The 20,209-nt window shown below is 59.0% G+C and carries 20 protein-coding genes and 1 pseudogene; 6 read left to right on the top strand and 15 right to left on the bottom strand.

From position 1 onward, the window contains the following. The 11 genes from tnpC to SO140_RS15980 all read right to left on the bottom strand — a co-directional run. Positions 1–1,046, bottom strand: a 1,046-nt coding sequence (gene tnpC / locus SO140_RS15930; protein WP_498542773.1) for an IS66 family transposase, incomplete at its 3' end; no start/stop codon positions are given. A 72-nt stretch (positions 1,047–1,118) separates the two neighbouring features. Then, on the bottom strand, positions 1,119–1,472 hold the full coding sequence (gene tnpB / locus SO140_RS15935) for an IS66 family insertion sequence element accessory protein TnpB (RefSeq protein WP_498542774.1): 354 nt from the start codon (positions 1,470–1,472) through the stop codon (positions 1,119–1,121). Beyond that, positions 1,469–1,777: a transposase gene (locus SO140_RS15940; RefSeq protein ID WP_498542775.1), complete on the bottom strand. Its 309-nt coding sequence runs from the start codon at positions 1,775–1,777 to the stop codon at positions 1,469–1,471. Before SO140_RS15940 ends, tnpB begins: the two co-directional genes overlap by 4 nt. A gap of 297 nt (positions 1,778–2,074) precedes the next feature. Further along, entirely contained in the window at positions 2,075–3,331 is a 1,257-nt protein-coding gene (locus tag SO140_RS15945; protein WP_498542776.1) for a hypothetical protein, read from the bottom strand. Next, a complete protein-coding gene (locus tag SO140_RS15950) occupies positions 3,328–3,594 on the bottom strand; it encodes a hypothetical protein (protein WP_498542777.1) in 267 nt (88 codons plus the stop codon). The genes SO140_RS15945 and SO140_RS15950 overlap by 4 nt, the downstream gene beginning before the upstream one ends. 24 nt (positions 3,595–3,618) lie before the next feature. Beyond that, positions 3,619–4,527 carry a serine protease gene (locus SO140_RS15955; RefSeq protein ID WP_498542778.1) on the bottom strand — a complete coding sequence of 303 codons (909 nt, stop codon included), beginning with the start codon at positions 4,525–4,527 and terminating at the stop codon, positions 3,619–3,621. 656 nt (positions 4,528–5,183) lie between these two features. Further along, positions 5,184–5,306, bottom strand: a complete 123-nt coding sequence (locus SO140_RS15960; protein ID WP_498542779.1) for a DUF3892 domain-containing protein — start codon at positions 5,304–5,306, stop codon at positions 5,184–5,186. Between the two features lie 1,579 nt (positions 5,307–6,885). Next, on the bottom strand, positions 6,886–7,284 hold the full coding sequence (locus SO140_RS15965; RefSeq protein ID WP_498542780.1) for a hypothetical protein: 399 nt from the start codon (positions 7,282–7,284) through the stop codon (positions 6,886–6,888). Positions 7,285–7,309: 25 nt separating this feature from the next. After that, entirely contained in the window at positions 7,310–8,146 is an 837-nt protein-coding gene (locus tag SO140_RS15970; RefSeq protein ID WP_498542781.1) for a hypothetical protein, read from the bottom strand. A 1,163-nt stretch (positions 8,147–9,309) separates the two neighbouring features. Then, the gene (locus SO140_RS15975; RefSeq protein ID WP_498542817.1) at positions 9,310–9,762 is read right to left on the bottom strand and encodes a tyrosine-type recombinase/integrase; all 453 of its coding nucleotides are present in this window, start codon (positions 9,760–9,762) and stop codon (positions 9,310–9,312) included. A gap of 81 nt (positions 9,763–9,843) precedes the next feature. Next, complete coding sequence (locus SO140_RS15980; RefSeq protein WP_498542782.1) at positions 9,844–10,449, bottom strand: Arm DNA-binding domain-containing protein; 606 nt, start codon at positions 10,447–10,449, stop codon at positions 9,844–9,846. 132 nt (positions 10,450–10,581) lie between these two features. On the opposite strand from SO140_RS15980, the pseudogene SO140_RS15985 reads away from it, so the two are divergent. Then, a pseudogene (locus tag SO140_RS15985) lies at positions 10,582–10,913 on the top strand (IS481 family transposase); the annotation flags it as partial. A 271-nt stretch (positions 10,914–11,184) separates the two neighbouring features. Here SO140_RS15985 and SO140_RS15990 read toward each other — a convergent pair. Continuing rightward, a complete protein-coding gene (locus SO140_RS15990) occupies positions 11,185–11,352 on the bottom strand; it encodes an ArdC-like ssDNA-binding domain-containing protein (RefSeq protein ID WP_498542783.1) in 168 nt (55 codons plus the stop codon). 507 nt (positions 11,353–11,859) lie between these two features. On the opposite strand from SO140_RS15990, the gene SO140_RS15995 reads away from it, so the two are divergent. From SO140_RS15995 to SO140_RS16005, 3 genes are all read left to right on the top strand, one after another. Further along, positions 11,860–12,705: a hypothetical protein gene (locus SO140_RS15995; RefSeq protein WP_498542784.1), complete on the top strand. Its 846-nt coding sequence runs from the start codon at positions 11,860–11,862 to the stop codon at positions 12,703–12,705. Next, positions 12,663–12,968 carry a hypothetical protein gene (locus tag SO140_RS16000; RefSeq protein ID WP_498542785.1) on the top strand — a complete coding sequence of 102 codons (306 nt, stop codon included), beginning with the start codon at positions 12,663–12,665 and terminating at the stop codon, positions 12,966–12,968. Before SO140_RS15995 ends, SO140_RS16000 begins: the two co-directional genes overlap by 43 nt. 761 nt (positions 12,969–13,729) lie before the next feature. Beyond that, positions 13,730–15,517, top strand: a complete 1,788-nt coding sequence (locus SO140_RS16005) for a PHA/PHB synthase family protein (RefSeq protein WP_498542786.1) — start codon at positions 13,730–13,732, stop codon at positions 15,515–15,517. Between the two features lie 1,004 nt (positions 15,518–16,521). On the opposite strand, the gene SO140_RS16010 is transcribed toward SO140_RS16005, so the two are convergent. The 3 genes from SO140_RS16010 to SO140_RS16020 all read right to left on the bottom strand — a co-directional run bounded on the left by SO140_RS16010 (position 16,522) and on the right by SO140_RS16020 (position 18,796). Continuing rightward, positions 16,522–17,145: a hypothetical protein gene (locus tag SO140_RS16010; protein ID WP_498542787.1), complete on the bottom strand. Its 624-nt coding sequence runs from the start codon at positions 17,143–17,145 to the stop codon at positions 16,522–16,524. Positions 17,146–17,159: 14 nt separating this feature from the next. Further along, complete coding sequence (locus SO140_RS16015; protein ID WP_498542788.1) at positions 17,160–17,480, bottom strand: hypothetical protein; 321 nt, start codon at positions 17,478–17,480, stop codon at positions 17,160–17,162. 1,091 nt (positions 17,481–18,571) lie between these two features. Next, positions 18,572–18,796 carry a hypothetical protein gene (locus tag SO140_RS16020; protein ID WP_498542789.1) on the bottom strand — a complete coding sequence of 75 codons (225 nt, stop codon included), beginning with the start codon at positions 18,794–18,796 and terminating at the stop codon, positions 18,572–18,574. Positions 18,797–19,136: 340 nt separating this feature from the next. Between SO140_RS16020 and SO140_RS16025 the strand changes: the two genes are divergently transcribed. Further along, positions 19,137–19,592, top strand: a complete 456-nt coding sequence (locus tag SO140_RS16025; protein WP_498542790.1) for an Hsp20 family protein — start codon at positions 19,137–19,139, stop codon at positions 19,590–19,592. Between the two features lie 231 nt (positions 19,593–19,823). After that, a complete protein-coding gene (locus SO140_RS16030) occupies positions 19,824–20,162 on the top strand; it encodes an Hsp20/alpha crystallin family protein (protein WP_498542791.1) in 339 nt (112 codons plus the stop codon). The last annotated feature ends 47 nt before the right edge of the window (positions 20,163–20,209 follow it).

Raw genomic sequence — 20,209 nt, forward strand, 5'->3', positions numbered from 1 at the left:
TGAGCCCAGCAGAAAGCGAGCGTGATCGCCGCGTCAGGCGCGGTGTCGGCAACGGTTTTGTAGACGGTGTAGCCGTCGCATTGCACGACGCCACGATAACCGTCGAGCAGCTTGAGCGCGTGGACGGCGCCGCGACCAGGCGCATAAGTGTAGGCCACTGCGGGCGGGTCGACCCCGCCCCACGGCCGATCGTCGCGCGCGATCGCCCAGAAGAAGCCCTTCTTGGTGCGGCCGCGGCCGGGGTCGAGCACCGGCGCTGTGGTCTCGTCGACCGCGATCTTGCCCGCGGTCAGAATGCTCTCGCGCAGCCTGAGCCAGAGCGGACGAAGCTCCGCGGCTGCATAGCCGACCCAGAACGCCAGAACCGAGCGCTTGATGTCGATACCCTGCGCCAGCAGCATCTGGGCCTGCCGATACAGCGGCAGGTGCCAGGCATATTTGGCGACCAGCACATGGGCGACCATCGCCTCGGTCGGCAAGCCGCCCTTGATCAGCCGCTCTGGTGCCGGCGCCTGAACCACGCCATCCGTGCAGGCCCGGCAGGCATATTTGGGGCGATGAGTGACGATCACGCGGAACTGCGCCGGGACGACGTCGAGCCGCCGTGAGGTCTCCTCACCGATTACATGCAGAGGCGCGCGGCAGCACGGACAGCAGGTCACCTCCGGGACAATCGTGACGTCGATATGCGGCAGATGGGCCGGAAGCGAACCACGGCTGGCGCGACGCTTGTCGGCACGCTGGTGTGCGCCTGCCGTGTCCTTCCTGTCCTGGGCCGCCTCGTCGCTAGCAATGGCCTGCTCGATGTCCTCGATCGCCAGCTGCAATTGCTCAGGATCGAGCTTCTCCGAGCGCCGACCGAACTGCGCGCGTTGCAGCTGGCACAAGAGATGCTGAAGGCGATCCATTTGCGACATCGCATGGTCGCGCTCCGCGATCGCAGCGTCGCACTTTGCGATCGCCGCGTCGCGCTCCGCGCGTGCCGCGGCAACCAGCGCCTGCAGCACCTCGATGTCGGTCGGAAGCTGATCCGTGGTCTCGCTCACTCCCGGTACTCAAGCTGATTCGCGGACCGTTGTGGAATATTGTGGCCGACGTGATTCAATTGGCCACAGGGTTCACGACGTTGCAATCGGCGAAGCACTGTCGCGGGCATGCAGGCGCGACCAGTCAAGGCCGTCCATTAGCGCGGCGAGCTGTGATGCGGACAAACGCATCACGCCATCGCTGATCGGCGGCCAGCGGAACGCGCTATGCTCCAGTCGCTTCCACAGCTGTACGAGCCCGGACCCGTCCCAGGCCAAAATCTTCAAACGGTCCGCCCGCTTTGAACGAAAGACGAAAATTGTCCCTGCGAACGGATCGTGGTGGAGTTGTGCGCGCACCAAAGCAGCGAGACCGTCGGCACCTCTACGGAAGTCGACCGGCCTCGTCGCGACCATGATCTTCAGGCCCGCTGAAGCCGAAATCATGTGGTCGCCCTCACCGCCCGCAGCACATCGCGCAGCCAGACTGGGTCGACCCCGACCGCTGCACGCACCACCGCACCGCCAATCTCGATACTGATCGTCATCGAGTTCCGTATTGCCGCTTCCGCGCCCGTAGCAGTGGGGTGCAGCTCCGACACCACCGGTACGAAGAATGGGGCATCCTCCGCCGGTAAGCTCAGCAGACCGGCACGCGCCGCCTTGCGCCACGCGAACAGGTGTTGCGGCGAGATGTCGTGCCGGCGCGCCACCTCGGACGCAACAGCGCCCGACGCATACGACTCCGCCACGATCCGCCCCTTGACCGCGTCGCTCCACCGCCGCCGATGCCCCACCCCGACCTGGATATCCACCCGGCCCCGCGGCTCAGGAGCGTCAACCATATCGTCAACCATATATGCGAACCTAACTGTATATGATGGCTTGCATGTTGCCGCGGGAGAAACGCCGCTTACGATGGACCTCATAGGAGGTCATGAGAAGCACCTGTTCGACTACCATCGTCGTGCTCTACGGGAGTAAGGACGAGGACGTCAGGAAATTGGCTTGGAATGCCTCTGTGATGCAGAAGATGGTCCGCATCTACGCTAGTTTCCGCAGCCACCGACTACCGTGCAGCGATGAACTCTGAACGGAGCCGACCAGATGAAATCGGTCTGCAGGAAGTCAATGCTTCCGCTTTGGCCGGGCGCGGCACCAAAAAGACCCTCGTTTGGGATACCGATTTCGGGGTCTCCTGGGCTCAACGTCGTTGGAGTGTCCGCGGGTTTCCCTCCGACGATGGCCGTCTTCCCAACTGAAGCACGCGCATGACACGTCATGCAGGAGCTTTGCTGAAATCCGTTCTCGATGACAGGGTTCGACAAAATATTGGCTTCGCCGATTGGGCTGATGAAGTTCGTCTGGGTGCCTCTGAGCCGATAGTTCTGCCAGAACGTGCCCTGCGCTTCTGTCCGCATACCACCGGTGCTGGTTGTTGTAGTGTCCCTAAGCTTCGTAAGCGCCGGTTCCTGCTCAACAAACCTATTGGGGCCAAAAACGCTCAAGAGCCATTGATTGTTACAAGCGCCCGCTTGTGTCTCACAATCCACGTGCCCGAAATCCGCCCAAAACCAGTTCGTCAGATCTTTGGTGATGATGTGCAAAGACACCAGCCCATAGGCGTGGATCCTCCCATCAGGCCCAACCGCATTTCGCCAAAGATACCTACTCTTCTGGTCCTCCGGTATAGGATTCCACTGCGCCTTTATCTCCTTAGAGCCTTGAGGAAACTGAATGGACAATCGGTCGTTCTTTGCGACAGCCTCGTTGTAAATCTTCTCCAAGCCATCTAGGTTATAGAGGCCTTTCGTGACGATGAATTCAAACATTTCCTTGTTGGAACGAACTTCCTGATTGTCAGGAGATTTTATGTCGAACTTCGGGATGAACCGCGTTGTCTTGGCAAGTACGTTCTCACGCTCAAGGTTAGCATCAAGTGTCAACGTACGCGCCGATCGGGGCAGATTGTCCCAAGCATCAGGCTTTGAGCCGTCCGCTTTATAGACTTCGCTGTGAGACACCGCATCGTTACGCTTCGATCCGGACTCCAAAGCCCACGTTTCCCAGACAACGGCGGCGGCATCTTCGCCAAGTTTTTTTGTATCGTCGGCAACGCCGGCTATTCCGGGTTTCGCCGGATGGTTCATGAAGAGGAAAAGTCGCCAAGCAAACTCATCTGGTTGGAATTGCGCCATTTGGGCACCAACGGCATCGCCTCCAGGTTCGACTATTTTCTGCGCAAAAGCCGATCCCGAGAGCAACGCCGTTACGCATGCCGCAACACCGACATATCTTTTCATCATGGCAACGCTCCCTCCTCAATCCAGTCGCTCAATGTCTTCAGATCCTCTTCGCCCCAATATGGCCCATTGAGCGGCATGCGTGGCGTCTCTGTTCCGGACAGTCTTCCGAGTACATGACGCGCGTTTGCGCGATCCGCATAGAGAGCATCTCCAGCTGAATCCGACATATAACTATAGTCGGCAATCGGAATCCCCTGCCGGTTCATGCAAGCGATGTCTTGAGCGCGAAACTTCGGTTTGATGTCGTTGGCAAACGAAACCAAGGGAAGCCTCCCCTCAGGTTGCAGCTACATTTGCTGATCAATCCAAGACCGCATGGCACCGACGTTGGTGTACACCCCGTATTTGTATTTGCGTGCACAGCCGTCGCCAAAGCTCACGATGCCGACTAGGAGATTGATTGTACCGGTGGTGGCGACTGCCGGACCACCGCTATCGCCCTGACAGGAGTCGAGACCCCCGTCTCTAAGCCCGGCACAGATCATGTTGTCAGTCACTGCGCCATTGTAACTTGCGGGCTCGTTGCAGGTTTGGTTCGACACAACTGGAATATTCGCACTTATGAGGTATGCAGTACCGGGGCTGCCCTCCCTAATAGCGCCCCACCCGGTAACTAGGAGGTTGGTTCCTGTGGGCAAGGCACTCCCCGCGCCGGGCAACCCCACTGCGGCGAGCTTCGATGCGTGGGTTGCAAGCTTTAGAAGCGCGATATCGTAGTCTTGGGATTTCGGATCGTACTTTTCGTGCACGCGAATTTCTGAAACCGCGATCCTTTCTCCACCCGTGTTGTAGAAGGTGGTGTTGGCCACTACGTCGACATTGGCCGCAACGCGGCTGATAGAATCATTGACCACGCAATGCGCTGCGGTGATGACCCATGTGTCATTGACGATGCTACCACCACAGAACTGCGCCCGAAACGGATCCTTATATTTCCCGAATATCAGGGCCACTTGCCAAGGCGAGTCCTTTATGTCGGCGGGAGTGCCGCCGACTATCCGAGGATCCAAAAAGAGAGTGATATTCGTTGCGCTCTTCAGCGCATCCTGCATCGGCACCCCCTTGAGGATGTCCTTCAGCTTGTCGAATTCTTGGACTGACGCGCCGCCAGACTTGCGAAACTCTTGAAGAGGCTGCTGGCCGAACGCGACTTGGTTCACGCAGCATAGGAACACGACGGTCAATGCGCGCAACATAGCTGCCCCCACAAAATGAAGGACCGGAATTCAATAAGGACTGATTTCGGCTAAAAGAGTTGAATGCGATATTACATTTTGAGTTGAGCTGGAGTCAATCCACTCGCTACGATTTTTCGCGTGTTGGTTGATTCCATAGGCCCTTCTCTGGCGTACAGGTGCCACGATCGATACCTTGGGAACTGACCCAGCTCGGAACGGATATCCCATGCGGCGGGCAGCGGTCTCCTACCAATCCATGGTTTCGCCCAAAGAGATTTCGCCAGACGCGACAAAACTTTGCGCTCTAAAATCGAACACGCTGATCGGGAATAGGCACTGTTCACCAGAAACGATGCCAGCTCGAAGAAACTCATATCGGCGTCAGACGAATATCTGTACTTACAGAGGCGATTTGTGACGACACAGACTAAAATACCGCGTCGATCGCCAACTCCGACGGGTTGCCGAGAGCGTTTGGGAATGAACTCTGCATTCGCCGGCGAATGAGGTTTGGTGCGGTCAACATTCTGTTAAGAGGTCATACAGCATCGGCGGTTCACGAAGGAGCGATGTCCGTTAACGCTACCGAATCAGCACGATGCCTAGCTGGAAGGTGTCGGTGCAAGCGTGCGCTCGCAGGAGAACTGCCGGCGGGCGCACTACACGTTAAGTCGCTATCTGCACTCCGGCAGACTGAGCAGATTGTCCGTAGGGAAGTGATCAGTCTCGGTCTTCAAGTAGTCGCTGCCGTCATGTTCGCGACTTTGACCCAAACCGACTTCCGTGTTCGCTGACAAAGTAGGATCGAGAATCCCGCTTCACGTTCGCGATTGCGGTTTCTTCAGAGTCTCGCCAACCACTCCGCCAACGGCTTGAATTCCCCGACGCTATGCTGGTGGTTATGCAGTTTTGTAATGCACGTAATTTGGCGCGCACCATGAGCATTCCCATCGTTGCGGCCACTATTGACTGCTGACGAATCTGGACTCATTGGCCGTCGTTGGTTATCGTCAATGCTCGCTAACGGCCCCTAAGCTGTCTTGCGGGGACGGAAGGCCACCTCCGCCAGGGTGGCCTTTTCCGACACAGGGTTGAAAGGTCGGATGATTCGCTGTGCAGAGTCGAATCCGGGAACCGCTCGCCGGTGGATACCTGAGCTGGCTCCTGTCCTAAACGACGGCCGTCGGTCGAGACACGTCCGCGACATCGCCGGTTTGGACCGCGCACGCTTAGTAACTCGATGGCTCTCCTTCGAGGGGTCCTAAATCGGCGATCCGGGGGTTCATCGAAACGCCCTCCACTCGGCCCTCAAGTGGGCATTAAATTTGCTGAACAACTTTACGCTGGGCGTCTAGGTCCTGTTCGGTATACCGCTGAGTGGCTCGCAGCTTTGTGTGGTCAGCCAACACTTGCACATCCCTGAGTGAACCTCCAATAGTCGATATCTTCTGAGCGGCTCTTGTGATGAAAGTCCTGCGCCCCGCTATGACTTCAGCACCCGACGAATCCCAAATGCCGGTACCATCTCTGAGACTGTTCACGATGGGCTCGAGGCGAAGTGGACAACCCGCGTTCCGTGCTGATGACGTGAGGTCCCGCGAAGTGCATCACTTTCTTTCTGTGCTCGATCAGTGCTGACCTAACCTCGGCGTTGAGCGGGATCATCCGGCCAGACTTGCCCTTGCTAGCCGAGTCCTTGAGACAGAGCGCTTGTCCTATCTCGCCGGTAGGAGTCATTGATCATCCACCAAGTGAAGCGCGCGATTTCTTCGCCCTTAGGCCGGCTTTGACCGACAGTGGAAAGATCAGCCGGTTTCGTTCAGGGTACTTGTCTTGGAGTAAAACGCGAGCATCGCCTCGGTCTGGCCCTCGCTCAATGTCTTGGCTTGCTTTCCGAGCCCTATGTTGGCCTCCTAACCCGTTATTTAAGGGCGACAGAACGCTGGATTGTGACAAGTTCGTAGCAGCAGTACATGCCTGCCCCCGAAATACGCGTTGGCCTGTCATGGCTTTGAGAAAACTGATGATAGAAGAATCATTCTATCATCAGTCGGGAGAGGGTCCTTTAATCCATGAGAAGCTTTTCGAACACCGCGCGAACCCGGTTTACGTCACGAGGATAATGCTCAAAAAACGAAACAATGATTCTAGCAGCTCCTGAATGCGCACTATGGGGATGCTGTATGCGGGCGAGTCGGTTATTCGCTTGCTGGCAGATCAGTTTCTGGACGCGAGCCCTTTTCGGTCGCTGAAATCTTCCGTTCGATTCGCACCCGAAATCCTCAACGTGCCTTTCGAGCGTTCGTCCGCGGCGACGTTGGGAGGAGTCGAGCTATGGCGCATGGCCTCTAAGCAGTTTCTGACAACTGCGGCGCATTACTGGGAAGCTGGCAACCTCGTATCTGGTCCTATCTCGATAACTGCAGAGGGTGGTGTGCCTAACCCCGAGCGAGCAAAACGGGCGACATGGTCCTGATTTGCTTTATCGCAGACGGGAAACTTCTTTGACTTTACCGCCTGCTCCGAACACAAACAGTAGAGGCGCGCCGTCATGGTGCTAACAGGCGCAAACTTTTGGCGTAGCAAGAGCCCATCGGCGACGCATTCGTTCGGATTGTCCGTCGTGATCTGACTGGTTGACTGTAACGTCCATAGTTGAGTCTGCTCGAAGGCATCCTTTGCCTTGGTAGTTCCATTCAAGTGAACTGTTTTCGCGGGGGCAACGAAGTAAAGAACAAGCAAAGTCGTCGTGAAGGCGCTGGTTACGTCGGCCATAGCTCGAATTCCTCGGATGTTTGAATCATTGGCTGTTGAGCTTGCTGTTCTGAATCGCTTGTAGGATTTGTTGCAAGCTTGCATTTGTCTGCTGAGTGCTGAACGTCAACGACGGTGCCGGAGACCCTTGGCTCGCGACGAAAGCCTTGCCATTCGAGGGGAGCGTGACCGCGGATATCCGTACCGTTGGTGTCTTCGCAACGAGATTCACGTTGAGAATTTCGTCCAGCTGATAGAAGCCACCCATGGTGACTAAGTCGGTTGCGGTCGGAAAATTGTAGGTATAGCTCGCGCTACCGTTGAACTTCATAACGACTTCCGACGAAAAACTTGGCTTATCAAGCTTTGAGTGGCTAAGAACTGCAGCATCTACAGAACGAACGAGCCAACCTTCAATTCCGATTGTTTTCGTCAGCGAATGCAACGAGAATGGCTCATGCTCGCAACCGAGATCGTCACGTACCAGATCCGACGAGTCGAGATCGAAATCCAGACTCCCCGTTCGTTCGCCGCGCATTTCTAGCGTTGCACCATTTCCGCCACCAACCACCCAGCTGACGAAACGCGATGCCGTCGCGCTGGCCGGCTGTCGTCGCGTTAGTCCAACGCCGGGCTGGATGTCCGCGTCAACTTTTGGATTCAGTGTGATTTTTACTGTCCAACCATCAGGGTCGAAAACCTTCTTTGGTGGATGGCCTAGAGCGATGGTTCGAAGCGCAGACTGAACTTCACACGCTGAGTGGAGCACTATTTCTCGTTGTGGCATTGCCCAATCTACTGGGAGATCCGGCATGATTGCACACCCACTCCCAAAGGCCCCTAGAGCAACAATTGCAAGAACTTGCTTCTTGAAAACATGCATGACACGGCTCGCCCCCAATCGTCCCTAGCTTTATGATTGCACGCTTAAGGAGAGCCGTCTGTTGTACCTAAGCAACACTCAGCCGTTAGTTGCACCGGACTATGGCGATGACGGAGCGTTTCCGTCGCACAGATTCAAACGGTTAGCGCCCGCCACCATTGTCCACCCGACAAGATTGGAGCATGGTTGGTTTGTCGTCGAGCCGGCTCATAAGCTGGCTCAGAGGCCGGAGCGAAGCGACTGTGAGCAGGTTATCGGAGACGCCGTTCGGCCAAGACTGGCTGGCGAACTTCAGTGCGGAAGCGGACCGCGAAATCGCGGCGGCCCTTATCGATCAAATTCTTCTCGTGAGCCGAAATGCATTCGTCCGTGGAATCCGGTCGTTGATCGAGACCATTCTGCGTGACCGCCAGGACCCGGACAGGTCTATCGCCTTGTTTTCGGAGAGAGCGGTGGCCAAGACTAACGGGAAGGCATTGCCTTTTTTCCCGAACACGGTGAGAGGAAGGGCAGTCGGACCAGGCGTTGCTCCGTAGTCGTAGATCCCGCGGACCAGGAAGTGAGAAGTGAAGGTCTCGTCGGAAACGTCATTACGGATTTGACGCGACACTACGACGGAGAGGTGCTTTCCCACCCGGGGTGGACCGCATGCGACGCCGCAGGGTCCGTAGTATCGTGATCGTTGCGGCCTTCATAGGATCGGGAAAGCGAGTATGGAAATGCTCGAGGCGTTCCGTGCAGTCGCCACCCTTCGTAGCTGGCGATCCTATCACCTTGTCACGTTTAACGTCGTAGCATACTGCGCCACCGAGGCAGGGCCCCATCAGGTGCGATGCAGCCGCCTCAAGCCGCAGGTGTCGACGATCGCCGGTAACCTATGGAATGCGTTTTCGGGAGTGCAGCTGCAGAGCGTTCTAGCACTTTGCCGCCGTTACCCTCCCGGTCACCGGCATCCGTTAGGATTCATGCGCGGCTGCACATTGCGCCAACGATCATCAATGCGAAGTGCAGCAATAGCGGCGAACCGCACCGGAAGCTATGCCGATTCCCGACGGGGGAGTCGGATCACATTAGAACCGCTCGCAAGATATCGAGCCCAAGCATCCATGAGCTGTCGCCGCTTTCTCAGCGCGTTACCACGCCGGTAGGCGTGCTCCGTTTCATCAACCTACCTTGTGCGCCAATGCCATTTCCGCAATTTCGCGTTCAAAACGTGTTTCATCACCCGCCCAGTCCCTGAAGCTGGACCGACATCCATGCGTAGTCATCGCCGGATAAACTGCCTTCAGCGCGTGGAGCACGGCATTCATGCCGAGCGGTTTGGTGTGGTCCTTTGACCACTGGCCGGCGAAGACGTAGACATCGCTTGCCGCGTCTTTTGGGATGACGCCTTTCAAGATCTCAATTGCGCGCTCGCAGAGTGGCACCTCGAAATCTCTGCCTTCGGGATGATCTTCTGTCTTCATTCGCTCCGACGGAATGGTCCAAAGCCGCTCCGCGAAGTCCAGCTCGCGCACGCGCATCAGGCGGGCCTCGCCGGTCCGCACCGCCGTCAGGATGATGTATTCGGCGGCGAGGTTGACCATTGTATCGGCCGCTTCGTGCTTGGCATGCAGCGCCTGGACGACGCCGGGGACATCTTTGTAGGGAGCGGCCTTGTGGTGGCGCTTTGACCGCTTCGACTTCGGTAAGAGCGGCTACAAGGTCTTCCACATCGCGGGATTCTTCCCGGACCGAAGTCCCCTCGCCTCTGCGGCATCAAGTACGCGCTCAATCCGGCTTCGCGTTTCCCGGGCCGTGCGATTGATCGTCATCCAGATGGGCGACAAGATCCCAAGCACATCATTCACCGTGATGCTGGCGGGCTCGGTGCCACGGATGGGCTTGCATCGCAGCTTCAAGTCGCGCGTCCAGTCGGCGAGTGTGTTCTTGCCTTTGAAACCAGCCTTGATAGATGCCAGGAAGTCGTCCGCGAATTTTCCGAACTCCATGGCCGCCAGCATTTCGGAGTGCCGCTCCGCTACTAGGTCCTTGCCTTCGGCCAGCCTCTTGCGTGCATCCGCAGCCTTGAGCCGGGCGTCGGCGAGCGAAATGCCGTCCTTGCCTTTGCCCTTAGCGGGACCCAGCCCCCTCTCTCGGCGCTTACTCGTACCGCGCACACGGTACAGGAAAATCCATTGGCGCCGCGCGTGCGCGCCCGTCTCGATCGCGAGGTAAAGCCCGCCCCCGTCACCGTGCCGCCCGGGCTCAACGATGGTCTCCGCTTTCCGAGCGGAGAGCTTGTGCAACTGCCTTTTGGCCATGTCCGCCCCACCATTGAACACGGATTGCTGCGGATTGCTGCGAACGTCCGTGAACGGCGGCGGATTTGGCGCAATTATAGCAGGCCTTCCAAAGAGTTAGAAGCCACGCGCGGAATTCAGCCACGGACGCTGGTGTCACCGGCCACCGTCAGCCGTATCCTTCGCCGCTTGGGTTAAGCCGGATACGCGATCTGGAGCCTGCCGAGCCGGTGCGCCAGTACGAGCGCGAGCAGCCCTGCGAGCTCATCCATATCGATATCAAAAAGCTCGGCAGATTCGTCAGGCCCGTCCATCGCATCACACACGATCGCCAGAAGCGCGAAAGCCGCAGCGCCAGCCACGAGTCCCTCCACGTGTCGATCGACGATGCATCGCGCCTGGCCTTCTCTCAGATCCGGCCCGATCAGAAAAAGGAGAGCGCCATCGCCTTCCTTAAAGAGGCTGTCACTTGCTACCGCAGCTTGACGTCTCGAATTGCAGCATCTGCACGAAATCGGACGCCATCGTGTAGTAAGCCTGATTGCCGCCGCGCCGGATGCGTGCGCCGGTGTCTGCAAAAACCTTTCGCCATGGCCCGATGCGCTGGATGGAATCGAGGCACGGCGCGGCAGGCGTCGAGAAATGCGGCGGCAGGCCATCATCTACTCGGCGTTGAACACGGTGTAGCTTTTGAGGAACGGAATATCCCGCTCGCACTCTTCGCCCGTCTCGGCATTGGTCTCGCTGCGGGTGATCTTATGCGTAAATCACGAGACTGCCGCGCGCGCCCTTCCGCACCGCACCGCCAAGCTCAAGCGCTTGTCTGAACGTCATCCAGATCGGCGCGGCGTAGCCCTTCTCCGCCGCCGCGCCCCGCAGCATCAGCACGTTAATGCCCTGATAGGGAACGAAGTTGCCGCGCAACGACCGCGTGAGGCGTCCCGCTGCATGCTCCGCGTTCCAGGGCTTATCCCCTGCCCCGGCGCTGCCACGATCTGCGCTGTCACGCGCTCATAGACGTCTGTCTTCATGGGCCTTCTTCCTTGATTGTGAAAAAGGGTTGCACATGCACCCCTGCCAGCCAGAGCGGCGGGAATGCAGCCAGGGACTGAAAGCGGAAAAGTGGTGCGGCCTGGAGCCCGGCCTCTTACCGGGCGACTACCCGGTTTTCCGGTTTTCACGTTTGCGCTTGGTCCTTGACGGCAGGGGCGTCAAGCCCAGAATTTTTCCAGACAGAGCCGGCTGAAAGCCGTCCCAAGCCCCTGCGTGAGGGACAGTCACCGGATGGCCGAGACTTTTTCAAAGGCTCGGGGAGGCGAAGCCGAGTATGGCCCGGCCGGCGAAGCCCGGCACGCGAACGTCAAGTACAGCAGCAGGAAGCCGTCACCGAGAACCGCAAGTCAAACGCACCAGCATCTGGCGAGGGACGGAATGATCGCTGAGGTCGGGTTGGCGGCGATGGGAATTCTGGTTGTTGCGGCCGGCGCCGCTGCATTTGCGATGATGAGATCCGGGAAGGAAACCAGCGCTGTCACGCAGGCTCTCCCTTTCGGCATCGAAGCGATAGTCGGTTTCGTTTTGGTCCTGGGAGCGATAGGCGGTTCAGCATTCAAGCTCCCCGGCTTGCCGGGCGACCTGCAGAGCACATCGCAGTCGTCGGTCAATTCCGACGCCGTTCTGCCGACGCGCATGACCGCCGGTCCCGGACAATATCCGCCGAGCCAGTTCAAGGCTTACGGCATTGTGGCGTTCAAGACTGGTCCCACGGGAGCCGACAAGGACCGGTACGACATGATTTGCGATGCGTACGTGTCCAGCCTGCCTTACTACAAGGACGTGAAGGCTCCGCCGCAGAGGCAGATGGTCACGGTCTGGCCGCTCGAAAAATCCCAATGGGCTGACAAGATCAATGCGGAGGCGCGGCAGAAAGTGTGCGCCGACGCCGTAGCGCACTACGGCGTGGTGCTCGCGCAGGAGGCCATCAAGGATGCAAAGCAAAACGGGGCCGCCCTGGACGGCCAGGGTCCCTTCCTGCTGGCCTGGTCCCCGGGCTCCGTAAAAGGCCGGCCGGACGCGCTGGTCCTCGTCGCGGACCTGTCCGACGTCATCGTCAATGAGCAGGCCAAGCAGATTTTCGCGCAATGGGCGCTCGATATTCAGAACGATCCGAGCTTGTGGGACCCGACTTGGAATCTGGAGAAGCTCACGCTGCGTGCCCGGCTTTGGTCCGACAAATGGGGAACGAAATTGCTCAACATTTACAAGAGCAAGCCGTAAGCGATGCTGGATTTTTTCAAAGGGATCGGACTCGCCGGCGCGGCGGGCGCATTGCTCGGCTTCGTCGCAGTCACCGTCATGCGCCGGTGACCCCCGGCGGCGTTGCCATTCTCATGGCCATCCCCATTCTGATCTGCTCGGTTGTGGGCGGCATCTTCAAACTGGTGCGCGGCGGCAAAGGCAAGAAGGACGACAAGGACGATAAGAAGGATAAGGAGGATAAGGACGGCTCATCGAAGGATGATGACGAAGGCGGCGCATAGCGCGCGTCTTCGTTCCTGCATCGTCGCGCGATGAGTTCGCTCCTCCCTACAATCCCGTTCGGAAACGGCTTCTTCAACGATGGAGCTGCTCTCTTTATGAAGAACTTCTTCCGGATAACGGCTGCCACTTTGCTCGGCCTCCGCGCACGCGCAATCCGGCCCGCCCTACCCTGAACCGGTGCAAAGCGCGATCGCGGACGCGAAGAAGACTGCACCGGCGCGCTGTCTCTCAACACGGGGTTCGTCATGGTTCGTCACCGTTCGGGATGTCAATGGCGACGGCCGCCAGGACTACATTCTCGATTACCTGAACTACGAATGCGCCGGGAGTTCGCCTTATTGCGGATCGGCCGGGTGCGTTAAGGAGGTCTATATCTCGCTGCCCGGCGGAACGTATTGGAAGGCGCTCTGCGATAAGCCAGGGGACTGTAATTCCGGAGCGTGAACGGCAGGCCCGCGATGGTGCTCGACCTTCACGGTTCGTCCTGCGAAAAGGTCGGCTCCGCGCCCTGCCCAAAACTCTGTACTGGAACGGCTCGAGGTTCGGCGCCGCGCATTCAAACTAGGTTGTCCGTGGCTCGCCAGGCGGACCGAAGCGACCGCGGTCGCGATGCATCGTACGTTCGGCCTCGGACCGCATCGCACAAAAAGCGGAGATCGGCGATGGCGGTTGATCGCGCACTGCGCCGTCGAACCGTTGCGGGTCGCTCCGCGTTGAGTCTTCGATGTCCGCAGTGCTAATCTTTCGGAAGGGAGGAGCCATGACAGACCGATCCGTGCAGCCCTCTTGGGATCCCCTTCTTCTGGCGAGCCAGCTTCAGTCCATCGCGCGACAGAGCCAATCGCTCATGCAGCGCTTCGTCTCCAACCAGGCCAACTCGACCAAGCTCGGCATGGCCGATACGTCGACGCTCGGGTTCGACTTCGTCGACCTCATGACCAAGATGATGACCGACCCGACCCCGGTTGCGAAGGCTCAGATCGACCTGTTCAACGAAAGCATCGCCCTTTGGACGAAGGCGGCCGAGCGCATGTGGACGATGCCTCCTCCCGAACCCGAAAAGCCGAAGGACAAGCGGTTCAAGCATCCCGACTGGACCGAAAACGCGGTCTTCAGCTACGTCAAGGAAAGCTATCTCGTCGCTGCAAAGTCGATCCTCTCGGCGGTCAGGGACGTCAAGGGCATGGACGACGCGGCCGCACGCAAGGTCGATTTCTACACGCGCCAGTTCGTCGACGCGATCTCTCCTTCGAACTTCGTGGCGACGAACCCAGAGGTGCTCAAGGCCACGCTCGAAACCGGGGGACAGAACTTGCTGCGCGGATTGGAGAACCTGTTGTCCGATCTGGGACGCGGCGATGGCCACCTGTCGATCACGATGACCGACATGAACGCCTTTCGACTCGGCGAGAACATCGCGACGACGCCGGGAAAGATCGTGTTCCAGAATAATCTGATGCAATTGATCCAATACGCCGCGTCGACGCAGGACGTCCGCAAGCGCCCGCTTCTTATCGTTCCACCCTGGATCAACAAGTTTTACGTTCTCGATCTCCAGCCGAAGAATTCGCTGATCAAATGGGCGGTCGACCAGGGACATACGGTCTTCGTCATCTCTTGGGTGAACCCCGACGAAAAACTCGCCGAGAAGACCTTCGAGGACTACATGCTCGACGGGCCGATCGCGGCCCTCGATGCGATCCGCAGCGCCACCGGCGAGCGGCAAGTGAATGCGATCGGTTACTGTCTCGGAGGCACTCTGCTTGCCTCGACGACGGCCTATCTGGCGGCGAACGACGACGACCGCATCGCGAGCGCCACCTACTTCGTGACGCTGGTCGATTTCTCGGAGGTCGGCGACATGGCCGTCTTCATCGACGAGGAGCAGCTCGCGTCCCTCGAGCGGCGCATGCGCGAGCGCGGATATCTCGAAGCACACGACATGTCGGCCTCGTTCAACATGTTGCGGGCGAACGACTTGATTTGGTCCTTCGTCGTCAACAACTATCTGCTCGGCAAGGAGCAGCTACCGTTCGACCTGCTCTTCTGGAATTCGGACTCGACGCGCATGCCCGCCGCCATGCACTCGTTCTATCTGCGGAAGATGTATCTCGAAAATCTTCTCGCGAAGCCAGGCGGCATCACCTTGGCTGGAACGCCGATCGATCTGTCAAAGATCAAGGTCCCGTCCTTCATTCTGTCGACGCGCGAGGATCACATCGCCCCTTGGAAGTCGACATATGCGGCGACGCGTCTCTATTCCGGCCCTGTGAAGTTCGTGCTGTCGGCGTCCGGCCACATGGCGGGCGTGATCAGCGCACCCGGAAGCAAGTACGGTCACTGGACCAACAACAGCCTGCCACCCGATGCCGATCAATGGTTTTCGACCGCCACCAGCCATCAGGGGTCGTGGTGGCCGGTCTGGGATGAGTGGGTGACCCGGCTGAACGACGAGCGGGTTCCGGCGCGCGAACCCGGTGGAAGCTATCTCCCGGTCATCGAAGACGCCCCGGGCTCGTACGTACGCGTAAGGGCCGTCGCGCCGTAGCGTCTCTAAAGGACCTGCCGGACAATCAGCGGGTACGGCGGCTATCGTCCTCTCGGCCCGGCCGTCGGCCTCATCCTTGAAGGCGTCCAACAGTGCATGGAATCGCTGGTCCTTGAGGTCTAGAAAGCGCATTTGGACAGGAACGGTTTATGGACTGCGGACTCGGGCTTCATCCGGTAGCGTTGAAGTAGGTCGGCACGAACTCCCCGCAGCTTCAAGGTCTCCGCGTCCGAAAAGCGGACGTCACCCGTCTTGAAGGTCGGCGCCGGTGAGCGCGGCGCCGGCGGCTTGGATCCGGCGCGATGGCATCGAGCTCCTTCTGTATGAACTGACGTGCCGCTTCGGTGTCCTGTATCCTTCTGACGACGTCGGTTCTATTCGCCAGTCGCTGCGTTGGGCTCATGGACGCCGTTCGAAGATTTTGGGCGTCGATCTCGGTATTGCGCTGCCTGGCTGCCGTTGCTCGACAGCTCCCATCGGCAAGAAGTCGCCGCCCCTCATCCTCTCGGCCCTCCTCGGTTGATACTTCGAAGTCGATCCTCATCGATGCGACGAATGCGCACACCCTTGACCGCGTGCGGCAATAAGCACCTCGCAATGCCTCGCCATTCTTAGGTTGCGCAAGCTTGGTTCGATGAGAACGACCGGGATGGCGTCGCATTCGAATAAGAGCTGATTGGCGCACGCACCTGCTAACCAACGTTGAAGAAAAGCAAACACAGGCCCTCCACTCGGGAGTTTTGACACAGATAATCAAGCGGAAGTACAAGCCCGCCGGCGCATTTTAATTACACCAACCGCGCGCCCCACTTGGAGAAGCAGGGAGCCTAAAATGTGAAATACTATCATTACAGTCTTAAAAACAGTGGCACTCGCATGAGCCGCTAGACGGGTGCGGTCTAAGTGGACCACCCGCGACCTGTTCTTTGTTTGATATCCAGGTGCGCTATGCTAAACGAGAAAGCCGTCCGATGTTCGAACGGCCTGTCTTCGCATGGAGCGTCCTACCTAGCGGTGTTTGTCCCGTAAAGGTCGCGCTCGCGACGAATATCGTCCGGAGCAAGTGGCGAGCTCGCGGCGTCGAAATCCGTCCACCCACTCTTCTGCCAGGCAGTGCTGCGCTCGCTCAGATTCACAGACGAGTCGTCAAGAAGGGCCTCCAGTCGGGAGTGGTCGTTATCGGCTACTCTGGCTGAGACTAACGTCCCGCCGCGTCGAACTCCCTCGGCAAAGCGCGATGCATCTTCTTTCGATACACCGGCCTGCGTGAGCGCGCCCACGATCCCGCCGGTCGCCGCGCCAGCTGCGGCGCCAGCGGCTGTAGCTGCAAGCCATCCCGCAGCGACCACAGGTCCAAGACCCGGAATCGCCAACAATCCCAATCCAGCGAGCAACCCTGCCGCGCCTCCAAGCCCTGCGCCAATACCGGCACCTGTGCCGGCACCTTCAGCGCGGTCATCGACACCGTCACGATCGCGATCGACCTTGCCTCGGGGCCGGTACCAGTTCTCCGAGTTATTGGCGACAATGCTGATGTCGGAGTGCGGAACGCCGGCGGCCTCGAGACGAGTGACGGCGCGCTCGGCATCGGAGTAGTTGTCATAAAGGCGGGAAATTGTCGTCGTCATGTCGATGCTCCTGCTCATTTGGCGGGGTTTACGTTGCCCTGAAAGTCGATGCTCACGTCGGTTTTGGTTCCGGCTTTGTCGGCCTTGCCCCGCCAGACACCATCATTGTCTTTCTGAAGATCCGAGACGTTGGAATAGCCGGCCGCTTCGATCCTCGACTTGGCTTGGCCTTCGGTGAAGCTGTTGCGGCCCGCCACCGGCGCACTCGAATTGTTCTGGTCCGAGCTGTTGACGGCATTGTTGCCCGGCCCGCTCTGGGCTGGCTGAGACTGAGCGCTGACAGGAGCCGATCCGAGCAACGTGAGAGCGGCGAGGATTGGTAGTATGCGCGGCATTCTTGTCCTCCGGCGTTGATGTGTCGCTCGACAACAGCCGGGATTCGAATTGGTTGCTAAGGCAAAAGGTTGTCTTGAGACTCGGATCGTCTGAAATGTCCAAGTGCAGTCCCGGGATGAAGCAGTGCGTCGAGCTACGTTGTCGTATGGAGCGGTAATCGGCCGCATCTCTGAGACGAGCTGAAGGGACTGCCGCGCGGGATTCACGCGCGCGGCTTGAGCCGGCGGTCCGTGGGCTAGCGCACAGCGAGCGCGCCGCACCGACAGTCTAGTCCGCCCGATCTGTGCAGAGAGTTATCGAGTCGCAAATTACCTCTCAGGTTTCATTGGCGAGCGGGAGGCGCGAATAAGAACGGGCCCAGCACCACTACAAGTGCCGGAGCCGCTGGAGAGGCAGCTTGGCGGTTTTCGCCCAAGCGGCCCGAGCCTAGATCAGCTATTAAGTACGTTGTGTTCACTTTTGGACAGACCGACCTGTAAATGCAGAACGAACCAAGCTCGTGCTGAGGCTTGCTTATATCAGCGCTGACTGGAGATGCTTTTCACCTTCTGATCGGCCTTCTTGTTCTCGGCGTCGATCCGAAGTGACTCCTTCCTTTGACGCCATGAGCGTGTTTGGCTGCAGGGGCCGGCATCACCTACAATGTCGGACGCGCTGGAGTTTGGTTGGCGGTATTGCTCGACCAAGCTTGAGCTAGCCAGGTCGGTCGCCGATACATTATGTTCACTTTTGAACACCGCTTGACGTTTTCCCGATACGATTCACATTTGGGAGGCGGCCTACTTGCATATACCAAATGGCCCCAGTCCGACGGGGAGCGGCTGGGGCCTTGGGGTTGGCCTCTGGTCTGGCAACAGGGGGGACATTGACGACCAGAGCATGTCGAGAACACGCAGCTTTGCTGCTTGTTCCTGATTCCTAAAGCATCGCTAATGTTCTCCGTGTGCATGGCGAACTCTCCCGTCCCGTCGGGACCTACTGGCTTCATGAAGTCAGAGCGGACGGTTGCTGGATCTTGGTCATCCGGAAGGACAAGTCGTCTTTCCCCGAATGGCTCCGCTGGCGCGGATAAGCAGGTCGCGAGCGTCGCTTATCGCTCCTTCCTCATCGTTGCGGAGGCCGACGGGCCCTTCGGAAGCGCGAATGCGACGGGGAAGGTGTCGGTGGCCAGAGCATCGAGCGCGGATTTCTCCTCGGCGAGCCGCCTTTCGATGAACTGAGGTTCCAGCTCCGACAGCTTCGTCCGGAGCAGCCGTCGATAGCGGTGAATATTATTGCGGTGCGCGCGGATGCGGGGCAGATCTTCGTCGAGCATCTTCGTCACTCCTGGCGGTCGTCACGGTCCTTTTCGGGGTTGAGAAAACCGGGAAAGAGAATTCCCGGGGACGATCGGCTGTCAAGACGCCTGTGGGTGCATCTGCGAGTTCTTCGGAACAACGGCACAACGGCAATGAGAGCGGCACCGAGATCGTCGCGAAGTTTCTTGCGACCGACCTCTTGAAACGCCTTCCCGATTTTCTAAGTCATTTTTCGCCGCGAGAGCGGTGTGCCGGGCGCCAGATCGGGTCCGGCGCGGGCGCCGGGCCGGGTATCAGACCCTTCTGACTCCTGCCTTGCGCTCCTTGTATCCATCTTGCTCTTTGGAGGACTTGGTTATGAGGACTACGTTCGACTTCGCGCCCCTGTGGCGCTCCACCATCGGCTTCGATCATCTGGCCGACCTCGTCGACAGCACGATGCGCCAGGCGACCGAGGACCACTATCCCCCCTACAACATCGAACGGTCCGGCGAGGACCATTACAGGATCTCGCTCGCCGTCGCCGGCTTCGGAGCCGACGACATCGCCGTGACCGCCGAGCAGAACGCGCTCACCATCGAGGGCAGGAAGCCCGAGAAGGCGGCCGGCGAGTATCTCTACCAGGGGATCGCCGCACGTCCGTTCAAGCGCGTATTCAACCTGGCCGACTACGTTCAGGTGAAAGCGGCCTCCTTCCGCGATGGACTGCTGATCATCGATCTCGTCCGTGAGGTACCCGAAGCGATGAAACCGCGCCGGATCCAGATCGCAGGCGGTGCTTCTCCGTCGCAGATCGAGCAGAAGGCAGCCTGACGCCAGTCAAGGTCCGACGGCGGAGCGCGGCGCGCGCAAGCGCAGCCGCGCTCCTTGCCTCACGTATCAAGGAGAACATCATGGCAATTAGTGATCTCATCCCCCGTCGAGGAATCAGGAACTTGCGTCGACGCGCGGCAACTACGATCCGTTCATGGCGCTTCATCGCGAGATGAACCGCCTGTTCGACGATGTCTTCCGGGGTTCGGCGGTACGGGTCTGGCGCCGCTGATGGAAGGGCAATTCGGCTGGCCCACGATCGAGCTCAGCGAAACCGACAAGGCGCTGACCATCACGGCCGAATTGCCCGGCATGACGGAGAAGGACGTCCAGATCGAAATCGCGAACGGCGTCCTGGCGATCCGCGGCGAGAAGAAGGACGAGCGCAGCGGCGAAGGCAAGCACTTCACCGAGCGCTATTACGGCGCGTTCGAACGGCAGATCCCGCTGGAGAACGTCGAGGAGGACAAGGCCGAGGCCTCGTTCAAGAATGGCGTGCTGAGCATCATATTGCCTAAATCGGAGAGCCCGCGCGCGGATGTTAAGCGCATCGCCATCAACACTCAGTAACGAAGCTCCCGGGCGGCGAACCCCGCCCGGCCCATCTCACAAGACCG

It is taken from the genome of Bradyrhizobium sp. UFLA05-108, assembly GCF_059803455.1.